At 54.4% G+C, this 20,740-nt stretch carries 19 protein-coding genes; 11 read left to right on the top strand and 8 right to left on the bottom strand.

Annotated features, from left to right (window positions below; translation table 11 throughout):
- Positions 1 to 37 precede the first annotated feature (37 nt).
- Both iraP and C1N58_RS08080 read right to left on the bottom strand, forming a co-directional pair.
- Positions 38 to 382 (bottom strand): anti-adapter protein IraP, encoded by a 345-nt coding sequence (iraP, locus tag C1N58_RS08085; protein ID WP_033741400.1) that lies wholly within the window; start codon positions 380 to 382, stop codon positions 38 to 40.
- Between the two features lie 167 nt (positions 383 to 549).
- Positions 550 to 1,044: a MarR family winged helix-turn-helix transcriptional regulator gene (locus C1N58_RS08080; protein WP_054633798.1), complete on the bottom strand. Its 495-nt coding sequence runs from the start codon at positions 1,042 to 1,044 to the stop codon at positions 550 to 552.
- A gap of 250 nt (positions 1,045 to 1,294) precedes the next feature.
- Here C1N58_RS08080 and C1N58_RS08075 point away from each other — a divergent pair, with 250 nt between their 5' ends.
- The 7 genes from C1N58_RS08075 to C1N58_RS08045 all read left to right on the top strand — a co-directional run bounded on the left by C1N58_RS08075 (position 1,295) and on the right by C1N58_RS08045 (position 9,650).
- Entirely contained in the window at positions 1,295 to 2,839 is a 1,545-nt protein-coding gene (locus C1N58_RS08075) for a methyl-accepting chemotaxis protein (RefSeq protein WP_054633797.1), read from the top strand.
- Between the two features lie 585 nt (positions 2,840 to 3,424).
- Positions 3,425 to 3,574, top strand: coding sequence for a hypothetical protein (locus tag C1N58_RS08070; RefSeq protein ID WP_283786740.1), 150 nt, complete (start codon positions 3,425 to 3,427; stop codon positions 3,572 to 3,574).
- A 173-nt stretch (positions 3,575 to 3,747) separates the two neighbouring features.
- Entirely contained in the window at positions 3,748 to 4,023 is a 276-nt protein-coding gene (locus C1N58_RS08065; protein ID WP_283786738.1) for a hypothetical protein, read from the top strand.
- 369 nt (positions 4,024 to 4,392) lie between these two features.
- Positions 4,393 to 4,587: a con-10 family general stress protein gene (locus C1N58_RS08060; protein ID WP_283788888.1), complete on the top strand. Its 195-nt coding sequence runs from the start codon at positions 4,393 to 4,395 to the stop codon at positions 4,585 to 4,587.
- Between the two features lie 696 nt (positions 4,588 to 5,283).
- A complete protein-coding gene (locus C1N58_RS08055) occupies positions 5,284 to 5,418 on the top strand; it encodes a hypothetical protein (RefSeq protein WP_283786736.1) in 135 nt (44 codons plus the stop codon).
- A gap of 287 nt (positions 5,419 to 5,705) precedes the next feature.
- Positions 5,706 to 7,370: a methyl-accepting chemotaxis protein gene (locus C1N58_RS08050; protein ID WP_033741411.1), complete on the top strand. Its 1,665-nt coding sequence runs from the start codon at positions 5,706 to 5,708 to the stop codon at positions 7,368 to 7,370.
- A gap of 222 nt (positions 7,371 to 7,592) precedes the next feature.
- Entirely contained in the window at positions 7,593 to 9,650 is a 2,058-nt protein-coding gene (locus tag C1N58_RS08045) for a putative bifunctional diguanylate cyclase/phosphodiesterase (RefSeq protein ID WP_394564780.1), read from the top strand.
- Between the two features lie 97 nt (positions 9,651 to 9,747).
- Here the strand turns inward: C1N58_RS08045 and C1N58_RS08040 are convergent, their stop codons facing one another.
- Positions 9,748 to 10,311, bottom strand: a complete 564-nt coding sequence (locus C1N58_RS08040; protein ID WP_033741414.1) for a DUF4142 domain-containing protein — start codon at positions 10,309 to 10,311, stop codon at positions 9,748 to 9,750.
- A 769-nt stretch (positions 10,312 to 11,080) separates the two neighbouring features.
- Between C1N58_RS08040 and C1N58_RS08035 the strand changes: the two genes are divergently transcribed.
- A complete protein-coding gene (locus C1N58_RS08035) occupies positions 11,081 to 11,716 on the top strand; it encodes a DUF2268 domain-containing putative Zn-dependent protease (RefSeq protein ID WP_054633792.1) in 636 nt (211 codons plus the stop codon).
- 266 nt (positions 11,717 to 11,982) lie between these two features.
- Positions 11,983 to 12,222, top strand: coding sequence for an XRE family transcriptional regulator (locus tag C1N58_RS08030; RefSeq protein ID WP_033741417.1), 240 nt, complete (start codon positions 11,983 to 11,985; stop codon positions 12,220 to 12,222).
- Here the strand turns inward: C1N58_RS08030 and C1N58_RS08025 are convergent.
- From C1N58_RS08025 to C1N58_RS08015, 3 genes are read right to left on the bottom strand one after another with little or no spacing between them, the layout of a single operon-like run.
- On the bottom strand, positions 12,206 to 12,493 hold the full coding sequence (locus C1N58_RS08025; protein ID WP_394564779.1) for a hypothetical protein: 288 nt from the start codon (positions 12,491 to 12,493) through the stop codon (positions 12,206 to 12,208). The two genes, C1N58_RS08030 and C1N58_RS08025, sit on opposite strands and share 17 nt — an antisense overlap.
- Positions 12,494 to 12,496: 3 nt before the next feature.
- A complete protein-coding gene (locus C1N58_RS08020; RefSeq protein ID WP_235318765.1) occupies positions 12,497 to 12,838 on the bottom strand; it encodes a hypothetical protein in 342 nt (113 codons plus the stop codon).
- Positions 12,831 to 14,375: a methyl-accepting chemotaxis protein gene (locus C1N58_RS08015; protein ID WP_394549449.1), complete on the bottom strand. Its 1,545-nt coding sequence runs from the start codon at positions 14,373 to 14,375 to the stop codon at positions 12,831 to 12,833. Before C1N58_RS08015 ends, C1N58_RS08020 begins: the two co-directional genes overlap by 8 nt.
- Before the next feature lie 843 nt (positions 14,376 to 15,218).
- Here C1N58_RS08015 and C1N58_RS08010 point away from each other — a divergent pair.
- A complete protein-coding gene (locus C1N58_RS08010) occupies positions 15,219 to 16,115 on the top strand; it encodes an alpha/beta fold hydrolase (protein WP_054687749.1) in 897 nt (298 codons plus the stop codon).
- A 445-nt stretch (positions 16,116 to 16,560) separates the two neighbouring features.
- Positions 16,561 to 17,190, top strand: coding sequence for a glutathione S-transferase family protein (locus tag C1N58_RS08005; protein ID WP_394564778.1), 630 nt, complete (start codon positions 16,561 to 16,563; stop codon positions 17,188 to 17,190).
- Between the two features lie 52 nt (positions 17,191 to 17,242).
- On the opposite strand, the gene C1N58_RS08000 is transcribed toward C1N58_RS08005, so the two are convergent.
- Both C1N58_RS08000 and C1N58_RS07995 read right to left on the bottom strand, forming a co-directional pair.
- Positions 17,243 to 18,832: a rhamnogalacturonan lyase B N-terminal domain-containing protein gene (locus tag C1N58_RS08000; RefSeq protein ID WP_367143046.1), complete on the bottom strand. Its 1,590-nt coding sequence runs from the start codon at positions 18,830 to 18,832 to the stop codon at positions 17,243 to 17,245.
- A gap of 25 nt (positions 18,833 to 18,857) precedes the next feature.
- Complete coding sequence (locus C1N58_RS07995) at positions 18,858 to 20,075, bottom strand: pectate lyase family protein (protein ID WP_394564777.1); 1,218 nt, start codon at positions 20,073 to 20,075, stop codon at positions 18,858 to 18,860.
- Between the last annotated feature and the right edge of the window lie 665 nt (positions 20,076 to 20,740).

The following is a 20,740-nucleotide window of genomic DNA, read 5'->3' as shown; positions in this document are numbered from 1 at the left end:
GGCGGTAAGGTGTGGCCTGGCGCTTAACCAAGCCGGCTTATTCCACAGAGGGGGATAATCCTTTAAGTTTAGTCATTCCTTCATGATTAATTTCGTCATCCGCGCCATCGACAGCCCTCGAAATGGTGAGCAGGCTCTGAAATTCACTGAGCAGGAGCGCGGCGTCAGACTTCAGCAGATCATCACATTCAGCAGAGTCGATGACGGTGTTAATGGCCTTGTTAGCACTTTCAATCATTTCAGTCACACCGCCTTCTTTACTCACCGCCAGCACAAGTGCGCTGATGAGCAGAGACTGCGCCTCAACACGGGCTGTTAACTGCTTCATCCCTGCGTCGATATGCGATATTTTAGCCAGCATGCTAAGTACAACGTTTTTCATTATCGTCCCTCTTAAACTTTCAAACGAAATCGGTCAGCAAGTTGCTCTCAAATTAAAACCGGTCTGTCCGGTTGGCCATAATCAGTGCGATTGTGCTTCAGTGGATAAGATGGGGCACTCTGCTGCCAGCCCCAGCCTGTCATTTCGTCTGAGATAATGACAAAACATCAGGCGTCAGGGTTCCGCTGTTCCGGCAATGCCTGGATAATTTTTTCCTGAACCTGTCTTACCCCGTCGCGCAGGCTGGCCAGGGTTTCAAACGGGATGCCCATTTCACAAATCATCGCTGCAGGTACGCCTGTGGCGCGTTTTTCAAGTTCACGGCCTGCTTCAGTCAGGCGAATAATCACTCTGCGTTCATCATGACCGGTATCGCGCAGGCGACTGATAAAGCCTGCCTGCTCAAGTCGCTTGAGGAGGTGGCTGAGCGTGCCGGAGTCCAGCTGCACGCGCTGACCTACCTCAGAGACCGTGATGCCATCCTTTTCCCACAAGACCAGCAGCGCCAGATACTGTGGATAGGTCAGCCCCAGCGGTTTCAGGTGAGGCTGATAAAGCTTTGTCATAGCCAGCGAGGCCGAGTAAAGCGCAAAGCAGAGAAACTCCTCCAGGCACTGAGGTTGGGTGTCTTTACTCGCGCTGGCGTCATTAATCTCTTTCATGCCGGGGCTCCAGATAAGGGGGAAGCCGGCAAGCGTTCGGTGAATCGTGTGAGGCGACAGACGTCAGGAAGCCGGAAACACAAGATATCACGGACACGTCATGGATGCTTTAAACCGCGGCCAAACTGAACGTGACCGCAATCATATCGACGTCAATTAAGTTGTGTTCAATTTATTTTGTAAAGTCTGTGCAGTTGACGCGTCTGCGGCCGATAGAACCTGACAGTGACATAACATTCGGGAAAATATAATGAAGGTTTCGACGCGTCTTGCGACAGGCTTTGGTTTACTTGTTCTGCTTTTAATTATCTGTACGGGCACTGCGTTACATGCGCTGACCGATGCACAGCGCGGCATGAATGACGCGATAAACAACAAAATGAAACGGTTTGCGATCGTTCTGGATATGCGTGGTGATATCCGTGATATGGCCATCGCCGCACGCAATCTGGCGTTGCTGACGGATGAGAAGGAATCCAGGCCCGAATGGGACCGTATGACGACACAGCGGGAAAAATATATCCACGAGCGGGAGCAACTGGTTGAAAGCATGACACACAGCGTCAGTGCACAGGGTAAAACCGTGCTGGATGAAATACTGGCAGCTGAAGATGACGCCATGCAAACCCTGATGACCGCGGCCAAAATGGGGCTGGAAAACCGTCAGCAGGACGCGACTGTCTACCTGATGAAGACTGCGCGACCGGCTCAGCAAAAGCTTCTGAAACTGCTCAACCAACTGACAGAGATTCAGAAGGCGCAGACCGTTCTTACGGTTGGCGAGACCAGCGAGACCGTTTCCCGCACAAGAGCAATGCTGATCGTGCTGACCCTGCTGTCAGTGCTGACTGCCGTGGCGGGCTGCATGATTGTCAGCCGCAGCCTGATGCGCCAGCTGGGTGGCGAACCGGCTCAGGCTCAGGCGCTCGCCGCCGCCATCGCCGCCGGAGACCTGACGGGACCGGTCGTGCTGCGCCGCAATGACACAACCAGCCTGCTGGCCTCACTGGATGGGATGCAGGCGAACCTGCGTGGCCTGGTGTCAAAAATTAAGGATTCGTCCGCCTCCGTTGCGCTGGCCGCCGATGAGATTTCACAAGGCAATACGGAACTGTCATCCCGCACCGAGCAACAGGCCGCGGCGCTGCAGGAAACCGCGGCCAGCATGGAGCAGCTTTCCGCCACTGTGAAAAGTAACGCGGCGGGTGCCCGGCAGACAGCCGAGTCCGCCCGTGAGACCGCGCAACTGGCCCGTAGCGGCGAAACGGATGTGAAGCGTATGTCAGACACGATGCACGACATCTCCGTCAGCGCCACCAAAGTGCGTGACATCACCTCCGTTATTGAGAGCATCGCGTTCCAGACCAACATCCTTGCCCTAAACGCCGCTGTCGAAGCGGCGCGGGCAGGCGAGGACGGACGCGGGTTCGCCGTGGTGGCGGGCGAAGTCAGAACGCTGGCACAGCGCAGTGCCACGGCCGCAAAAGACATTAAAACGCTGATCGAGCAGGCCGTTACGCAGGTGGAGAGCGGTGTCACGGTGGCCTTCTCAACTGGTCAAAGCATCCTGAAAATCGTCGGCATGGTCGGCGAACTGGCTGAATCCATGGACGAGCTTTCCCTGGCATCATCTGAACAGATGCAGGGCATCTCGCAGGTAAGTATCGCCGTCAGCCAGATGGACGGTGTGACGCAAAACAACGCGGCGCTGGTGGAGGAATCCTCCTCCGCCTCACAGTCGCTTTCTGAGCAGGCGCATGCCCTGCGCACTATGGTAGAAACCTTTAAGGTATGACACCCGGTAAATCAGACGCCGCGTAACGGCTCAGATGTATCCCTCTGAAGGACGGCGTGGGAGGTCAGGGAGAATCAGTGGAGGTGGGGAATAACCCATTCACTTCCGCTTTCGCCAGCAAACTTCGCCATATGGGCCGGGCTTTAAGCCCGGCCCATCCCAGTGCTGTGTTGACGTGCGGCACCGGGCAGAGGGGCTGCCTGCGGTCAGGACGTGCGACTGCGAGGGTGAACAATTTTTTATGCTGTATGACAGGCCATAACGTGATTGGGCAGCTTCCCGTCAATCACGACTTCAACGTTTCTTATCATCTGCTTCATCTGAACCCCGTCTCAAGGCCTGTTGAGGCGCGACAGATCGCCTTCTCCAAGGGGAGGTTTTGCTTGCCGCTGGGTTCGGTTGCGGTGATGAATACGTTGCCGGACTGTGCTGCCGGCAGGAAGGGGCCGGACGGCCATCGAAAACGGAAATCATCCTGTTAACCGGGCCGTTTTTTGCGACCTGCAGGAAGCGGTCCATCAGGCGCTGCCGGGCCGCTTCGGTCAGAATGCTATACTGTAAGGACGTTTGCTTCACGGAGGCTTCATGGGAGCCAGAGAAGATACCGAAGAAAAAGCGCCTGAACTGGCGGGTAAGGTTATCTCGCCGTTGCTTAGCGAAAAAGCCAGTGTAAAGAAAGAAGAGATTATCTGCGCGCTACACCGCCTGGGGCAGGCTGTGAGAAGGCCGTGCTGATAATGAAACGCAGAGTTCACTGACATCTGCGACATGCTCTGCCACGTGTATCAGCCGATGCTGTCAGGAAGTTAGTGGTCATTTCCCGCCCATAACTGGAGATGTCTTTCTCCGAAAAAATTGCTTTCTTCACTGACTGCACCGCTTAAAAGTCTGCGGGTCTGGCGCAAAGCATGATCGATAAGCTGACGCCGGGCATCATCAGTTTCCGTTTTGAGCATCCTGTTCAGCTGCACGCGCAGCGCCTCAGAACTCATGTCTGCATCATCTTTAAGCAGCGACAGCAGGGCTTAGCCGATAACAATGTTTACCTTTTCTTCTTCACTCCTGAACATATCAACCTTCTTGTTGCTGGCAGTAAAAGTCCGTTGCGGCAGACAAGCGGTATTGCGCTAAAGCATCATTTTTGTATGTTTTTTGAGTGTAGTCCCGGCCACCCGAAACTGTAAAATCAGAACATGCCTTGTCCGCCCGGGGGCCAGGATCGTTGATAAGCATACGCTGCGTCAGGTCCCGCAGGCTGACTCCGGCAAGCGCTGTCTCGCAAAGAAGGAGACAAGCAGCAAACCTGCTCGGGATGGTGGTCAGAATCTTCTTAAAAAGCCGGCTGTGGAAACTGTACACGACCCACTCATGGTGTGCAAATTTTATTTTGTTAAAACTGCTTTAAATAGATAAAAAATCTGTAGAAAGCGAAGCGGTGAATCTAAAACCCTTTATTCTTCCGACGTAAATCTATGTTTATTCCTGTTTTTATCCAAAATTACAGCCATGCTTATATTCTCATCAACATTTTACATAATCAAAAGGTAACAGATATGAGCAACAGACGTGGTGGCGCGGGAAATTTCGCGGAAAATCCCCAGCGTGCGGCGGAAGCCGGAAGGAAAGGCGGAGCCGCCAGTAGCGGTAATTTTAAAAATACCCCGGAAAGAGCGGTTGAGGCCGGACGAAAAGGGGGTAAGGCAAGTCGCCGGGGCAGCGCACAGGAAACCGCTTCCCGGCCTGGTTGAGTCGCCGCCTTTGCGACTTGCGTGCTTGCGGCTTTCAACGCCTGTTTTAAAGAGGACCTTAGCAGGACTGGATTAACAAGACGAAAGGGTTGTAAATCAGTGGCCCGGTCAGCCTGCCGGGCCGTCTTGTTAACAAGTCTTATACGCTGTTGGCCCTGTTCTTCAGGGCGGACTTATGATTTTCAGTGAGGATACGCGAAAAGCGCCTGAACGTCTCATCACCCCAGATAATGTTGATTCTTCACTGTTTTATCCGGATAAAAAAAACCGCCCGTAGGCGGTTAAGTCATCATCCATGCAACAAGATCTTTCCCTGGAGGGATAGCCTCAATCAGCCTGGTTCTGCAGGCACCTCCCTGCAAGCGTAAGCGGCAAAAACTTCCGCATTGATATTCCATCACGCCCCCCGGTCATCACGCATTTGTTATCCGTCAACGTCTTAACGGTCCGGCTTTACGTCATGGTCAGAACTCGGCGCCTGACGGAGGCTGGCGCGAACGGTCGCTTTTTGCGCGTAGCGGAACCGTTACGCGCCCGGCCTGGCTGTGTTTCTCTCCATCGCCGTACATTAAGAGCGAATTAAGATGCGTGTAATAACGGGTTAAAATAATTGATGTATGTCACAGTTAAAGAAAGTAACTACAGTGACGATAACTTTAAAACGGGATAAACGCGCTTTTACCAGAAGGATTTAACATGACCGTTAGCCACATAACCGGGCTGTCATGGGTTACCCAGACTAACCTCACGCTTTCACCGTCTTCACTGCGTAGGGCGATTGCGCGCCTGTCTTCTGTGCTGGCGCAGGCCATGCTGTCACTACTGCGTTAATCAAAGCGGAGGGACAGCCTGCGATGCCGTCTGATGCCGTTCCTCACATGCTTACGTCATGAGGGGGCCACAAACACGTATTTCTCTGTGCGGCCAGTCCCGTTAAACAGGGTGTTAAAACGGCACCTGATTATAAATTGTGCGCAGCTTGTTCCCGAACAGCTTAATCATCCTGATCGCTGTTTGCTGAAAGAGAGCGGTAAAACGCGCGCGCGGGATTAGGCTCGTCAGGTCTGAACCCTGGCTCTGAATAATTTTAATTTTTATATTTTAACCGAGGAAAGGTAATGAACAACATACGCATCGGCATTCGACTGGGTGCCGCTTTTGGCTTTATTCTGCTTCTTCTTATCGGTATTGCGCTGGCCGGTTTAATTCGTATCGACTCCCTGGGCGACACCGTGGATAAACTGGCTGGCGATCGTTTTGATAAAGCGACCGCTGCCAGTAACCTGCGCTTTTACGTTACGGATATGAGTCGTATGGTCCGCAGTATCGCACTGGTCGATGACCCGGCTCAAAAAGAAAGACTGAAACAAAACTATGAGCAGTCCCGCGCCCGGCTTGAAACGGCGTTTAATAAAGTCGATCAGATACTTCATGCGCCCAGAAGCCGTGAGCTCATCGCCGTGATGAAACGGGCCGGTACGCAGTATCTTGCCTACTCTGAACAGGCGGTAAAACTGGGCATGGAAGGTAAGCGGGATGAGGTAACGCGGCTGCTCACCGGACCCGCTTATGAGGCGCAGGACGAATACACAAAGGCTATCACAGACCTTGCGACCTTTCAGGGCCAGCAGATGAAGACCGCCGGTGCCAAAGCAGCGGCAGAGCAGCGCAGCGCTCAGGTTGTTCTTGTCTCCCTCAGCGTGGCGGCTATTGTGCTGGCAGCAACCCTGGCCTGGTTTATTACCCGCAGCATTGTCAGGCCCGTGAACATCGCGCTGCAGGCCGCAGAGCGCATTGCTGACGGCGACCTGACCGCAGAAGTGCCGGTCAAAGGACGTGACGAAACCGGAAAACTCCTTATAGCGATTCGTGGGATGCAGCATTCACTGGTGCAAACCGTCAGCGCTGTCCGGGCGAACGCGGAGAGTGTTGCCGCCGCGAGCCTGCAGATAGCTCAGGGAAACACCGATCTGTCACAGCGCACTGAAGAACAGGCCAGCGCGCTGGAACAGACCGCCGCCACAATGGGTGAACTGGGCGTCACGGTCAGGAATAACGCAGACAATGCCAGCCAGGCCGCGATGCTGGCGGTAACGGTGCGTGACGTTGCCCGCCAGGGTAATGACATCACCACAGATATCACCGGTACCATGAAGGGAATTGGTGAGAGCTCAGGACGCATTGCGGATATCACGTCAGTGATTGACAGCATTGCTTTCCAGACCAATATTCTGGCGCTTAATGCCGCTGTCGAAGCCGCGCGGGCAGGCGAGCAAGGGCGTGGCTTTGCCGTGGTGGCAGGTGAGGTCCGTTCGCTGGCGCAACGCAGTGCAACAGCGGCAGGGGAGATTCGTCAGCTCATCGAAGCCAACGCACAGCGCGTCAGCGAAGGGACTTCACTGGTGGCGCGTTCTGCTGACACCATGTCTGCCGTGGTTTCGTCGGTCGGTCAGCTGACTGACAGGGTGGAGGAAATCACCGCCGCCACCGCAGAACAGGCTCGCGGAATTGAACAGGTCAGCATTGCCGTGACGGAAATTGATGATGTGACGCAGCAGAATGCTTCCCTGGTGGAAGAGTCCGCTTCAGCGGCAGCAAGTCTGCGCGAACAGGCCGATATATTGCTGCAGTCCGTCTCTGTTTTTACGCTGTCAGAGCCGTTATCGCCCGTCGCTCAAACCGCACTGGTTGAAGCGCCGGTCACGGTTTCCGCCTCAACGACAACGCCTCACTCCAGCCGACCAGCCGGGAAAGATGCGGAAGAAAACTGGACAACATTCTGAAACCGCCCCCGGATTTGAGGGGGCTGATTTGAGCCAGAAGCGGATAACGTTGCGACCGTCTTGCATGCATTATTTTGTGACAGGTAGAAATACCTGTCGCTCTTTTTTCTCTGACTAAATTTTTACAAAATTGTGTCACTGTTTTAGGCCACCGGCGCCGATACTCATCTGTAAAGCAGGATCATCTCCGAACAGGTCGGTGAACTTTTCAAGGACAGCCGCATGAAATCCGTAACCAATGACCAACTGGGGGCCGCCGTGGCCAGAACGTCTCTTTGCGCAATATACCTGCTGTCTTCAACCGGAGAAGTCATGAGCTGGAATCTGGGGTGCCGCGAGATTAAGGGCTGGGACAGCCGTGATATCAGAGGGCAACATATTTCGGTTTTCTATGATGAAGATGAACAGGCCAGGAACATACCTGAGGCAAACCTGAGAGAGGCCCGCGAGCATGGCAAGTTTACAGGCGAAGGCTGGCGGCTGCGGAAAAACGGCAGCGCATTTCGTGCATCCGTAGAAATTGAATTCCTTAATCCCTCCGATCAGGAACATGCGGCATTTATTAAAATCGTGCGCGACGTCACGCATGATTATCAGGAAAGGGCGGCATTACGCATCGCTCAACAGGTTATCCTGAAAAGAGAAACGGAGTTGTCAGACGCCAATAAGGTGCTTGACGCGGTTTTCTGTCACACGCCCTGTGCGCTTATCCTGTGTGACGCAAAATCCGGCGACATTATACGCGCCAACCCGACTGCCAGAAATTTGCCCTGTTTGCAGGAACTGGTGCTGAGCGGTAACACGCAAACCTCGCTTCACGCGGATCTGCCAGACGATCTGGCGGGTGTGTTCAGGCAAGCCTTTACGCTTCTTCCCGATGAAGGTTTCAGCGAAACGGTCTCGTCGACGGCGACAGAGCCGGCCTTTTCACTCCGCATCACGGCTGAAAGGCTTAATTCGGGCGGGGGAGAAGACTATCTCCTGTATACCATTCTGGACGTCACTGCGGAGTTTCAGGCTGCGGCAAGGGCGAATCACCTTGCCCTTCATGACCCACTGACAGGGCTCCTTAACCGGCGGGGCCTGATGCCCGAGCTGGAGACGCTTCTTAGCGGTGACAGCCCCTTTGCCGTCATGGTGTCCGACATCGATCGTTTCAAAAGTATCAATGACGTGCTGGGACATCCTACCGGAGATGCACTGCTTATTGAGGTTTCCGCGCGGCTGCAATCCGTCCTGCGCCCTGAAGATATACTGGCCCGTACAGGCGGCGACGAGTTTGTTGCCGTCCTGCCAGGTATCACCTCAGCCTCTGAAGCCAGCGAAACGGCATCACGCCTTACGGCCGTATTGCAGGAGCCGTTCATGCTGAAGGGCAGGAAAGTTACGTCGGGTTGCAGCTTCGGCGTCTGCCTCTTTCCCGGCTATGCACGGGATGCTGAAAGTATGTTATCGGCGGCGGATATTGCCCTGTATGCGGCCAAGTCAGCCGGACGTAACGGCTGGGTCATCTTTACCGATGAGCTTGCCCGCTCTGCGGCAGAGCGCTTCAGCCTGGAAAACGACCTGCGTGGGGCACTGGAAAACGGTGAGCTACAGCTATTTTATCAGCCTGTTGTCTGCAGCGTCAGTGAAGAGATTGTGGCTTATGAAGCCCTGCTGCGCTGGCATCATCCTGTGAGAGGAAGTGTGCCGCCAGATATTTTCATTCCTCTTGCTGAAAAAACCGGACTTATCCATGATATCGGTGCCTTCGCGCTTGCGCGCGCCTGTACGGATATGGCGGGCTGGTCAGGACAGGAGCGGATAGCCGTAAACATTTCCCCCCGACAGTTCAGGGACCCGCAACTGTCTGACAGGGTGAAAAACGTTCTCATCCATAGTGGGCTACATCCCAACAGGCTCGAACTGGAAATTACCGAATCGGCCTTGTTCGACAACCCGGATTTCAGTTACGAAGTGATACGGAAGTTTCGGGAGACAGGCATTAATGTCGTTCTGGATGATTTTGGCACGGGGTTTTCTTCACTGAGCCACCTCAGTTCCGGGCTTTTCAGCAGAATTAAGATAGACAGGTCATTCATCAGCGATCTGCACCAGGATGCCGGCGCGGCAGCCATCGTCAGTGCTGTTCTTTCACTGTGCCGTCAACTGAACGTGGAAGTGACTGCAGAGGGTGTGGAAACGTTGGCTCAGGCGGCCTGGCTCAGGACATATGAATGTCCTTTAATGCAAGGGTATCTTTTTGGCAGGCCGGGACCGTACTGGATCCAGACGTAAACGCGTTACCGTCCTGAAAAGCTGAATAAGAGGTTGCCCGGGCGGCATGACAAAGGTTCACCGGACAACCTGTTTAGTTGATGGCTGGCACAGAGCCTTACATTGACGCGTCCTGGGCGGACTTCAGGTGCTGCTCGACAACCGGAGTATGGGCGTCTGCCAGCGCCTTCACATCGGGATCTTTTATCTTTTTCGCGTCACTTTCCAGCGTCGACAACACCATCTTGTGGTCTTTGACGCCGGCATTTTCCATATACATCTTGTCAAAAGCCTTGCCGCTCTGTTTTTCCAGTTTAGTGGCCATGGCTTTATGTTTAGCATCAGGCGCGGTCGGCAGCGTAACCCCTTTTTGCTGAGCGACGGTCTGCACTTTGGTCAAGGCACTGGTGTGATCATCGATCATCTTCTGCGCGAAGGCTTTGGTTTCACTGCTTTCAGCCTTACTCAGCGCGATTTTAGCGGCAGCGATTTCATTGATATTTGCCTGCGCCATGTCTTTGATTGCTTTTTCGTCACCGGAACTAAGCTTTGTCCCTGTTTGTCCAGCTGTGGTGCTCTGCGCCGCGCTCGTTGGCGTCTGCGCCTGCACGCTCACGCTGCTGAACATCGCGACGGCAGCTGAAACGGCCAGCAGGCCAGTTAACATCTTACTCTTTTTCATTTCGTTCTCCTGAAGCTTACAGGGAGGCTGACGACAGGGAATTTTCTGTGTACAGCCATGTAGGGAGATAACAAGTGCACTGGTCAGTATAGTGGAGTTTCGGATTTATCCAGCAATTTTTTTTATGTTTTAGGCGGTTGCAGAGAAGCGGAGCTGATATCTTTTTTCTTTTTGTTGTGTATTTAAGCCGAGCGAGACGTTGGATTAAGCCCCCTTTGTACAGCATGGTGACATCCTGGTGACCTGGAAGGTGAAGTGGTTAATATAAATTTAATTAAAGTTTTTTTAGCTGGGAAACGCCCCGGTGATGTTTTCTCGCCGGCTGCATTTTTGCCATAAAGCGTTAAAAGCGGCAGCGCGGTAAGCGGGACGTGATGCTGATTGTGTGCTGCCCGTTCTTAACGGGAAACGATAAAACCTCCAGGAGTCAGCCTGTTTTCGCGTTGACCCCGTAAAGGAAAGAGGCGATAAAGTCAGCACCTTTCTACGGGAAGGGCACAGGCTGCTGTCCTCCAGACTCAGGATGCATGTAAAGCCGGTCAGCAGCTTATCAACGTCAAAAACACGTTCCCGCATGGGGAGAATAGAATCAAATCCCGCCTCTGGTTGTGACCGTAAACCCGGTGTGAGCGGGGCCCATTAAGCCAGCGGCAGGCACACAAATGAAAACCCACCCTGTGCGCGATGCAGGCGCGGGGCGACAGTTTTTTCAGCACAATAAGATCTGACAGAATAGTGTCATTTCCTGACGGGCTGGGGGGGTAAGACGATGTCTTATATGATGCTGCACTTTCTGGATGCGCAAAAGACACTCACCGCACACAGTGACTGGATTAAGGACTGCCTGACGGCGACGCACAGACGTGCGGATAGCCTTATGTCTCTCCCGGCGCTGGATGTGGTGGTTAAAACGGGAAACAGAGTTGTTCCGGAAAAAGGGCATAGCGGATTTTGCCCCGAACCCGGGATCGTGTATGTGACGGTTGATCCTGACAATCCTGCATTCTGCCAAAATGCGGCACAATCGCTTGAACGGATGTTCGCGCATGAACTTCATCATGCCGCGCGGTGGGCAGGTCCCGGCTATGGCACCACCTTGGGCGAAGCGTGTGTTTCTGAAGGGCTGGCCGGGCATTTCGTGCTTGAGCTTTTTGGCGGAGAACCTGAACTGTGGGAATGCATCAACGCCGAACTGATTCACGCTTATCTGCCACAACTGCATCAGGACTGGCTGTGCACCGATTACGATCACAGCAAGTGGTTTTATGGCGCCGGCGATATGCCGCGCTGGCTGGGCTATACCCTGGGTTTTAATCTGGTGGCCAGCTATCTTGCTGCCAGGCCGGAACGTCGGGCTTCGCAGCTGGCCCATACAGAAGCCGATGCGTTCAGCGTCTTTATTTAGCATAACGCCGACATATGTATTGGTCTGTGTTCTGCCGCTGAGGGGGCGGGGCCACAATGAGCCCGTCTTTATAAAGCACACGCCTTTATCTGGCTAAATCCTGCCGCTTTTTATCAGGCGGTGTGAAGCCTGCGGAGCAGGGGAATCTGCCCGTTTACGCGCCCTCGTTTAGCGTTTCGCTTATCCCAATAAGATATTGCATGCGTATTGAACAGGGCTGATGAGTGTTTTATGCTCGGGGGAAACCATGGAAGAAGTGAGGCTTTATGGACGAGCATTCAGTCGGACGCTTTCTGGCGTCTTTGTTAGCCGAATACAATATGAGCGTAGAACAGCTCTGCCGCCGTTCCGGGCTGCAGATGCATGAGGCCCGGTTCCTCCTGCGCGGCACGCTGACTGTTACGCCAGCCGTGGCTGAAAAACTCGGTCGGGCGTTTTATTCCCCTGGCTTCTGGCTGGTTCGTCAGGCGATGTCTGAGCTTAATAAACTCAGTCGGGAGACTTAAAAAACAGGGCAGCATAGCCCCAAAAGCCGGGCTGGCTCGTCTGCATCACAATGCCTGCCTGGCGGAGGAGGGTCAGCATATGGCGTAAAGGAATATTCAGTTGACAGGCTCTTCGCCCGACCAACACGAAAGTGCCGTTGAAAAGGGGATTCACAGCCGAAATCAGCACCTGATTCAGGCAAAAAAAGCCCGCCTGAAAAACGCGGCGGGCCATGCCCTGTTGCATGCAGGTTGAAGGCAATCGCGCGGCACCCCTGAGCGTCCGCGCCATCGTTTATCCCTGTCGGTCTTTCCCGTCTTTCGCCTGCTGTGCGGCGCAGGCCATGAAATTTTCAATGATTTCTACGGCATAACTGATCGCCATCAGATCTGCCGTCAGCCGCACATCCGTGCGCAGCAACGTTTCGGTGACGCCGGGCCGACTCAGCAGGGGCTTTATGTCCTGAACCCGACGTATCAGATGCGCCCAGTTATTGGCAAAGGTGTCCATACTGGCGTAGCCACCGTGCCTGAGCTGAATAAAAATGACATCAATATCGGCCTTCAGCGCACTTATCTTCGCGATGTTAAGCGGATCGTTCTCTGGCGCATCAGGCTGCGGATGGGGCTCAGACACGGAACGCCTCCACCATGCCGCGCAGGGCATGCGCCTGTTCAGAAAGCGAACGCGAGGCCGTAGAAGACTCTTCAACCAGCGCGGCGTTGCTCTGCGTCACACCGTCCATCTGGCTCACCGCCACGCTGATCTGCGAAATACCCTGCATCTGCTCTGAAGAGGCCAGAGAGATGTTATCCATCGCCTCCGCGAGTTCGCCGACCATTCCCACAATTTTCAAAATGCTTTGTCCGGTGGAAGAGGCCACGTTCACGCCGCTTTCTACCTGTGTTACGGCCTGTTCAATCAGGATTTTAATATCCCGCGCGGCCGTGGCGCTGCGCTGTGCCAGCGTGCGTACTTCGCCTGCAACTACCGCGAAACCGCGCCCTTCCTCACCCGCGCGCGCCGCTTCTACTGCGGCATTGAGGGCCAGGATATTAGTTTGAAAGGCGATGCTCTCGATCACCGAGGTAATATCACGCACTTTGGTGGCGCTGACCGAAATGTCATGCATGGTATGAGTCATGCGTTGCATATCAGATTCCCCCTCGCGCGCCAGTTTCGCCGTCCCCCGTGCCGCGTCGGCTGTCTGCTGCGCACCCGCCGAGTTGCTCTTCACCGTTGCGGTGAGTTGCTCCATGCTGGCGGCGGTTTCCTGCAGGGCGGCGGCCTGTTGCTCGGTGCGGGATGAGAGTTCGGTGTTACCCTGGTCAATCTCATCAGCCGCCAGAGAAACGGAAGCCGATGCATCCTTGATCTGCGAGACCAGCCCGCGCAGGTTAGCCTGCATACTGTCGAGCGAGGCCAGCAGGCTGGTGGTATCATTACGACGAAGCACGACAGGCGAGGTCAGGTCGCCAGCCGCAATGGTCGCAGCCAGTGCCTGGGCCTGGGCGGGCTCACCGCCCAGTTGACGCATGAGGATGCGGATCACCACGACGCAGGCACCCACGCCCACCAGCACCGAAGCCCCGGCGAGCAGCAAAAGAAAAAGGGTATCACGGGCGGTAGCCGCGCTGTTTTGCTGCACCTCGGCCAGACTGGTTTTCTGCTGAATGTTAGTGACGATCAGCAGATCTTTCAGCATTTTATCCTGGACAGGTTGTACCTCTTTTGTCAGGCACTCGAAAAATTCTTTATCACGGTTGGCCAGCCCAAGCTGACTGGCTTTGGCGAAGATGCTGAAGAACTCGCTCTCGGTGTCGGTCAGTCTTTTAAAGGCCGCGCGACCCGGCGGAAGCGAGTCAATCTGCAACAGATCGCCCAGCGCCTGACGATTGGCAATGAAGTCAGCTTTATTTTTTTCCATCTGCGCAGCGACGGGTTTCATAGCAACCGGATCGCTAAGCAGGCCAAGCGTTCTGACATCAATAGCCATCTCCCTTAATTCCCCCAGCATATCCTGCGCAAGCTGATATTTTTTCATCTTGATATTCACGACGATATCCATGCTTGCCCGGGCTTTATGAAGGGCATTGAGCGCCGTGCCTGTGCAGATAATAAACAGAAGGATAAGCAGGCCGAAACCTGCAGTCAGACGGGTTGAAATTTTCATTTTGTTCTCGTTATAAAAGTGAATTTTGCTGTGTATCTTTCCCCGGCAACATTTAATGATGCCTGTCAAAGCGATTAAATTATAATTCGCCTTGACAATTTCGTATGTTTCCTGGTTATACCGTTCCTAAACAGACCTCAGATAAGGGGGCAGAATAACGGGATGGCCTTGGAATGACGGAATGCGCCATCCTGACATCCCTGTTACGGCTCGTATTCAGCCCGCCTCGCGTTGTCGCCAGGTATCTCAGCTAGCGTGTTATGAAGTGAAGCATTGAGCTTGACATGATAACCGCTGCAGATTTATATGGGAAATGATCATTTCCTAACTCTAGGCCCTGACAGAAGCGGGCGAACAGGACGGCTCTGTGGCGGCAACGGCGAATGAAACCGCTGCGGCAGAGAGCTTTCTGGCGCTTCACCAGGGAATGCGAGGAGTAGGTAAAGCATCGATTCTTACGCACGATACCGATCTATCGGCTCTATCGGCTCTATCGGCCGGACGCTGAAAATACTGGCGTACAGCCAACGCTCGCGACGAGGTGTTCTTCCGACTGGAAGCCGGCTTCGATCCCGTATTCTGCGGATCTGACAGCGTACTGCCGAGCCGTTTCCCGACGTTGAGTCCGTTGCTGACCGGGTTAATGAACGTGTTCAGGTCACACGAAATGAACAGGCCGCTCAGGAAGCTGCGTGCGAAAACGGGGCGGTTATCACGATTGTGCGGGCCACTGCCGGTCAGGTTGGTTCACCAGAAAATGGCACAAGTCCGCCCGTCGGGTTTGTTTTCATTCATGCACCTGTCGGTTGCCGACGAGTGATCGTATGACAAGAGGAACAGGTTATGTCTGCTTCTGTGATCCCTGATGCGCCCGACGGTTTTCGTCACTGCTTTGCACGTGTGGAAGGGTTGCGTTTTCATTATGTCACCGGTGGCCGACCGGATGGCTTTCCGCTGGTGTTGCTGGCCGGTTTTCCTGAAAGCTGGTTTGCCTGGCGAAAGGTTATGCCTGGTCTGATGGCGCACTTTCGCATTGTGGCCGTCGATTTACCCGGCCAGGGCGATACCGATAAACCGCTTGCGGGCTACGATACTCAAACGGTTGCCAGCCGACTGCACGCCTTCGTCGCATCGTTAGCATTAGGCCGGTATTTTCTGGCTGGACACGACGTCGGTGCCTGGGTCGCCTTTACTTATGCGATGCTTTACGGCGAGGAGATCCGGGCGCTGACCCTGATGGACGCCGGTATTCCCGGCATATCGCTGCCGGATACGTTGCCCACAGATTCCCGTCAATCCTGGAAGACCTGGCACTTCGCCTTCAATGCCGTCGCGGATCTTCCCGAAGCCTTACTGACGGGGCGTGAGCGCATTTATCTGGAATGGTTCTTTCGGGAGAAAGCGGCCGACCACCGTTGTTACGGCGAGACGGAAATTAACGAATATGAACGCTTGCTCAAAGCCCCTGGTGGATTGCGCGCAGGACTGGCGTTTTACCGCGCCCTGTCACAGTCAGCGGCACAGAATGCTGCGCTTGCACAGCAAACACGTCTGACGATGCCGGTACTGGGGCTGTCAGCCGATCAGGGCTCTATTGCGGATATGGCCGCCACCCTGAAAGCGTATGGGGACGATATTCACAGCCAGCGGCTGGCGGATTGCGGCCATTTTCAGCCGGAGGAGCAACCTGAAGCGACGGCCAGGGCACTGATTCAGTTTTTTGGACATTATGCCCATTAATGCTGACTTCTGGATACAACGTCCTGGCGCAAGCAGAAGGGGAATTCTGTTACGGAAGTCCCTGATCCTGTCTGTAACGAGGAGCGGGGAATTCGCTGTCACTTTCTTTTTATTAAGGAAGTGACTGATAACGCCACGAGAAGAGTGATAAATATGACCGTGTTTCGTCATCAATGGCGTATATGAAGACGCTGAGCAACATCAAAACACGCGCTGTTATTTCAAAAAGAAACCTGTTTAAGACATGATGTAATTCTTTTCGCGTCGATAACGTGCCTGATTTTGTCCGATGCTTATTACGCGATTACTCAATACCGCCTTTATTCTCATCTGTAGCAGGGAGTCATGCTACTTCTGGTGCCACCCTGATGAACGTCATCACTGCTGGTAATATGTATGCAGGCTCGCCTCAGGGCGCGGGATTAACGCATACAGGGTATCTTATATGTACACACTCTATGGAAGCGCACGTTCGGGCGCTGCCGCGATTGAGATGGCGCTCAGATTGGCCGGGGCGGAATACACAACGGTTGAGGCGAGTTCATGGCACAAAGACAGTGGGTTTGAAACCTTAAAGCGGTTGAATCCGCTGGTCCAGATCCCCACGCTCATCCTGCCTGACGGGTCCGTGCTGACTGAAAGCGCAGCCATCATGATTTATCTTGGTATGGCCTGTCCTGATGCCGGCATCCTTTCAACTGACGCCGACGTTCGTGCTCAGCAATTACGGGGGCTGGTGTATATAAGTGCAAACTGTTATGCCGCCATCGGCATCATTGATTACCCGGAAAGATGGCTGGATATGGGCTCGCCGGATCAGCGTAAGCAGCTGGCCGAGGGGGCGGTCAAAAAACTCTATGACCAGTGGGACATGTTCAGCGATCTCTTTTTTGACACGCGCGCATGGCAGCCTGCTAACCCCGGCGCGCTTGAAATGCTGGCCTGTGTCGTGAGCCGCTGGAGCAATGCGCGTGCGCATCTCAGCCGCACCAGACCCGCTTTCTGTGCTTCGCTGGAAGAGGCAGAAACACATCCTGTCATCAAGGCTGTTGTGCGCCGTCACTGGGGAACCTGACCGCGATGGAGACAGCGTTTTCTCCGCCTTTTCAGGTCTGATAACGCGCCGCTCATCGCACTAACTGAATACTGTCATAGACGAAGCCTGGGCTCAGAAATCCTGTGCCTTTTTGCCCCGAGGCCACATTGATATCCAGTGTGTTAATTCCTGCCTGCAGGGCGGAAGCCGGCAGGACAAAAGTAAAAAGCGCATTATTGCCCCGGAAAGTGCCGCGGGTGATCCCCCGACTCGCAGGCTGGCCAGAAGCCGGCGGAATCGGCGCGGTCCAGCGTTGATTGACGCTGACCTGAGGGCGTCCTCCAGACTGCGCCAGAGTAATAAAAATCCGTAAAGTTAAATCATGCACATCGTGACGGGACAGCATGAAACGGATGCGGGTTGGCGAGTTAATATCCCGCCACTGCGCGGCAGGAAAATCGCTTTCTGATGCGGTTCCCACAAGGTAATCAGCGGCTGTCCAGGGCGACATACGCCGATCGGACGGGTGAGCGGACATCAGCAAACGGGCGTTACGAAACCCCGACGGAGTCCCATCCGGTGAACCCGTCTGCCAAATAACCTGACCCGGTAAGGTCTGTGCGGCTAATGCAATCTGAGTTTGTCTGCCGGCCTGGATTTCTGCTGTACGTTGCGCGACTTCCCGTTCCTTATCGTACAGCGTTATCTGATAGTGCCCCTGACGCACGCCCGTCAGTGTAAAACGCCCCTGACTGTCCACGCGCGTCCAGTATTCGGCGCTGGCGTTTCGCAGGCCGACAACGGCGGCAGGACGATCGCTCATTCCTGTCACCATACCTGACAGCGTGCCGCGTTCAGTCTGATCGACAAACCCTTTCAGCCCCAGTGACGCATGAATAAATCCCACATCGATTAAAGTGGCGGAGGGCTTCTCTCCGGTCGTAAACAACAGCCCATAGATACCATGCAACCCCGGTCGAAACGGTTCTGTCTGGGTATGACTGGAATACATATAGTTGTACAGCTCGTGTGTCATCTGCGTTTTTTGCGTCGCGATGTCTTTAAAGAACGGGCCACCCGAACTGAGCTCATGATTGCCCGTCAGCATAAAGACCGCTACGCCCGGGCCGTGGACGCCGTGCAGATCGTCATCAATCATGGGACGGGCAGAGTAAAACTTGGAACTGGTCCGTCCGTCAGGCAACAAAAAGACGTCGTTGCCTTCAATCGCTTTTCCGACGTTTGAATCGTTGCCCCAGTCGGCCTTTGGGAATTTTTTGACATCCAGACGCGTCACGAAACGCAGTTCCCCGACCGGCAGAAGCGCGGGCGCGTAGGTCGCCATATACAGGGCATTACGGCCTTTTTTGGCGATGTAGTAGTGGATAAGTTCCCCCGCTTGCGCACTGATGACAATGACATCGCCTGCCGTTTTCACTGCAACCTGCGCGTGCCCCAGTCCGGAGGCGACTTGTGAGGCCTTGTGCTCTGGTGATGCCAGCTCACTGCCATGAAACCGCATTGATGTCAGATCACCGTTGCGGTCATCGATGCTAAACACCAGATCGGCACCGGTATCCACCACCAGAGTGTTGCCGGAGTGTGTCACGCCGAAGGCACTGGCAACGCCCAGCCTGCTGAACAGACAGAAGACAAAAATGCGCAACAATAAACGTGCCATCGGGGAAACCCTCACATTAAAAAACTTACCGCACCGGACTGTGAATATGGCCCACGCCAGCTTCACGGGGCACCTGGACGCTGGCCACCTCTGCGGAAACAGGCGAGACGAGCCAGGCGCGATCGTATCTGAAAGCCTCCAGGACCGAGATATCTTGTGGGCGATAGTCGGTGCCGCTCTGGGTTTGCAGATTACTGACACAGTGCCTGCCCAGATTTTTCAGACAGGCGTTTTCCCCAGCGGCGGCGTTCGTATCAAAAAGCGCGAAGGCATTACCGGGCTGCCTGATGTCGTTAAACAGCGGATGAGCCACATTCTCAAAGGCGTTACCTTCCACCAGCAGACGCGAAGAGGGTGTTCTGGACATTATCGCGCCCTGATACGTCAGATTGACAAAGACATTGTTAACCAGCTGCGCCAGGACACTGGCATTGCCCATCCCACCGGCATGCGGGGCACGCCCGGAGGTATCATGAACATAATTGCGCGCGACCGTTAATGTGTCATGGTGTCCCAGAAACAGCCAGACCCAGTAATGGTGACCGTCGCAGGTTGCGGAATAGGGTGTTCTGCCGTCAAATTCGTTATCGAAAAGCGTGACATGGGACGCGGAGCCCCAGCCCGTGACAATCATCTGTCGGCCAATGCGGGCGAAAGTATTGTGATCAATCCACACACCCTCCGCATTATCAATGGTAAGGGCATCCCCTCCCCAGACCAGCTGCGGATTGATATCTGACAGTGTCAGATTGCGGATAATCACGTTGTGAACGCCGCCACCGACGTAAAGCCCGATGCCCTGAATCCCCGCATGTGCCCCTACACCAATCAGCGTCTTATTTGATCCCACCTTAAGACGGTCTAAACCGGCATTATCATAGGTCACCGAAACCGGCGCTTTGCCCTGACAAAACTGGTTGGCACCGTTGCGCGCCCATTGGCCACCGCCTCCTGGGCAGGCATTTGCCATGCAACCCCTTTCCGTGGTCGTGGCTTTGCCGTTGACCATGACCGTTCCACGAAAATCGACGGTATGATCCAGAGCGATGATCCGGGGACGATCATCCGTACAGTTTCCGTGTCGGTCATAGGTGGCGCACAACGCCTTCACCAGATCATCAGTGCGGATGGGATGAACAACCGCGCCACCGCTACCGCCCGTCACGCCTTTGGCAAAGCCGTCCGGCAGATCGGCAGCGCGCGATAACGCGGACGTCAGGCAAAGAACCGCAAGGAGGAACATCGTGAACAATCCGTAAAAAGGGCGGAAAACAGCCTGTCTACAGAGCGTGTGAACTGAAAACCTGAAGCGACAGTGCGGGCTTTTCATTCCTGTCCTCTCAACGACGCCGTGTTGCGCTGACATACCGGGCCCGCATCGATGTCGAGCGGGGGAAGAGCCTGTCGAACCCACCAGGCCACTCGCATCGTACAGGAAAGTCGAAATGAACGTACAGCCGTGACCCGCAGGTGCGTCACAGGACGATCATGGGCATACAGGCAACGTAAACATGTCCCTGCGCATCAGACCTCGCGCTCAGGGCTGATCGCGTCAGCCGAAAACTGCGCCGTTACCGCGCTGTTCCGCTGCCTGCCAGAAGTGGATGCAAATACAACAGTTTCTACTGTAAATAAGGACGCCATCCTGCCGATGTAAGGTTAAACCTGTCGCAACAACTGGAGCGAACATAAAGACATATGCGTTATATAATTTATACTTCGCGTAGTGTGAAAAGTGCCATTTGTCATGTCTGCCTCAGGCTTTTACTCACCGAATCTGAACCATGTTGAACGTGCTGTTTATGTCCCCGGCCCAACTTTGTTTTCATCACCTGTCACAGTAATAGGTCATTCTCTGATCATTTTTATTAAATGATATTTTTCTCCCGCCGATAAATCGTCTGAATG

Source organism: Pantoea sp. SGAir0180 (genome assembly GCF_043546245.1).
This window is presented reverse-complemented; position numbering and strand designations above follow the sequence as displayed.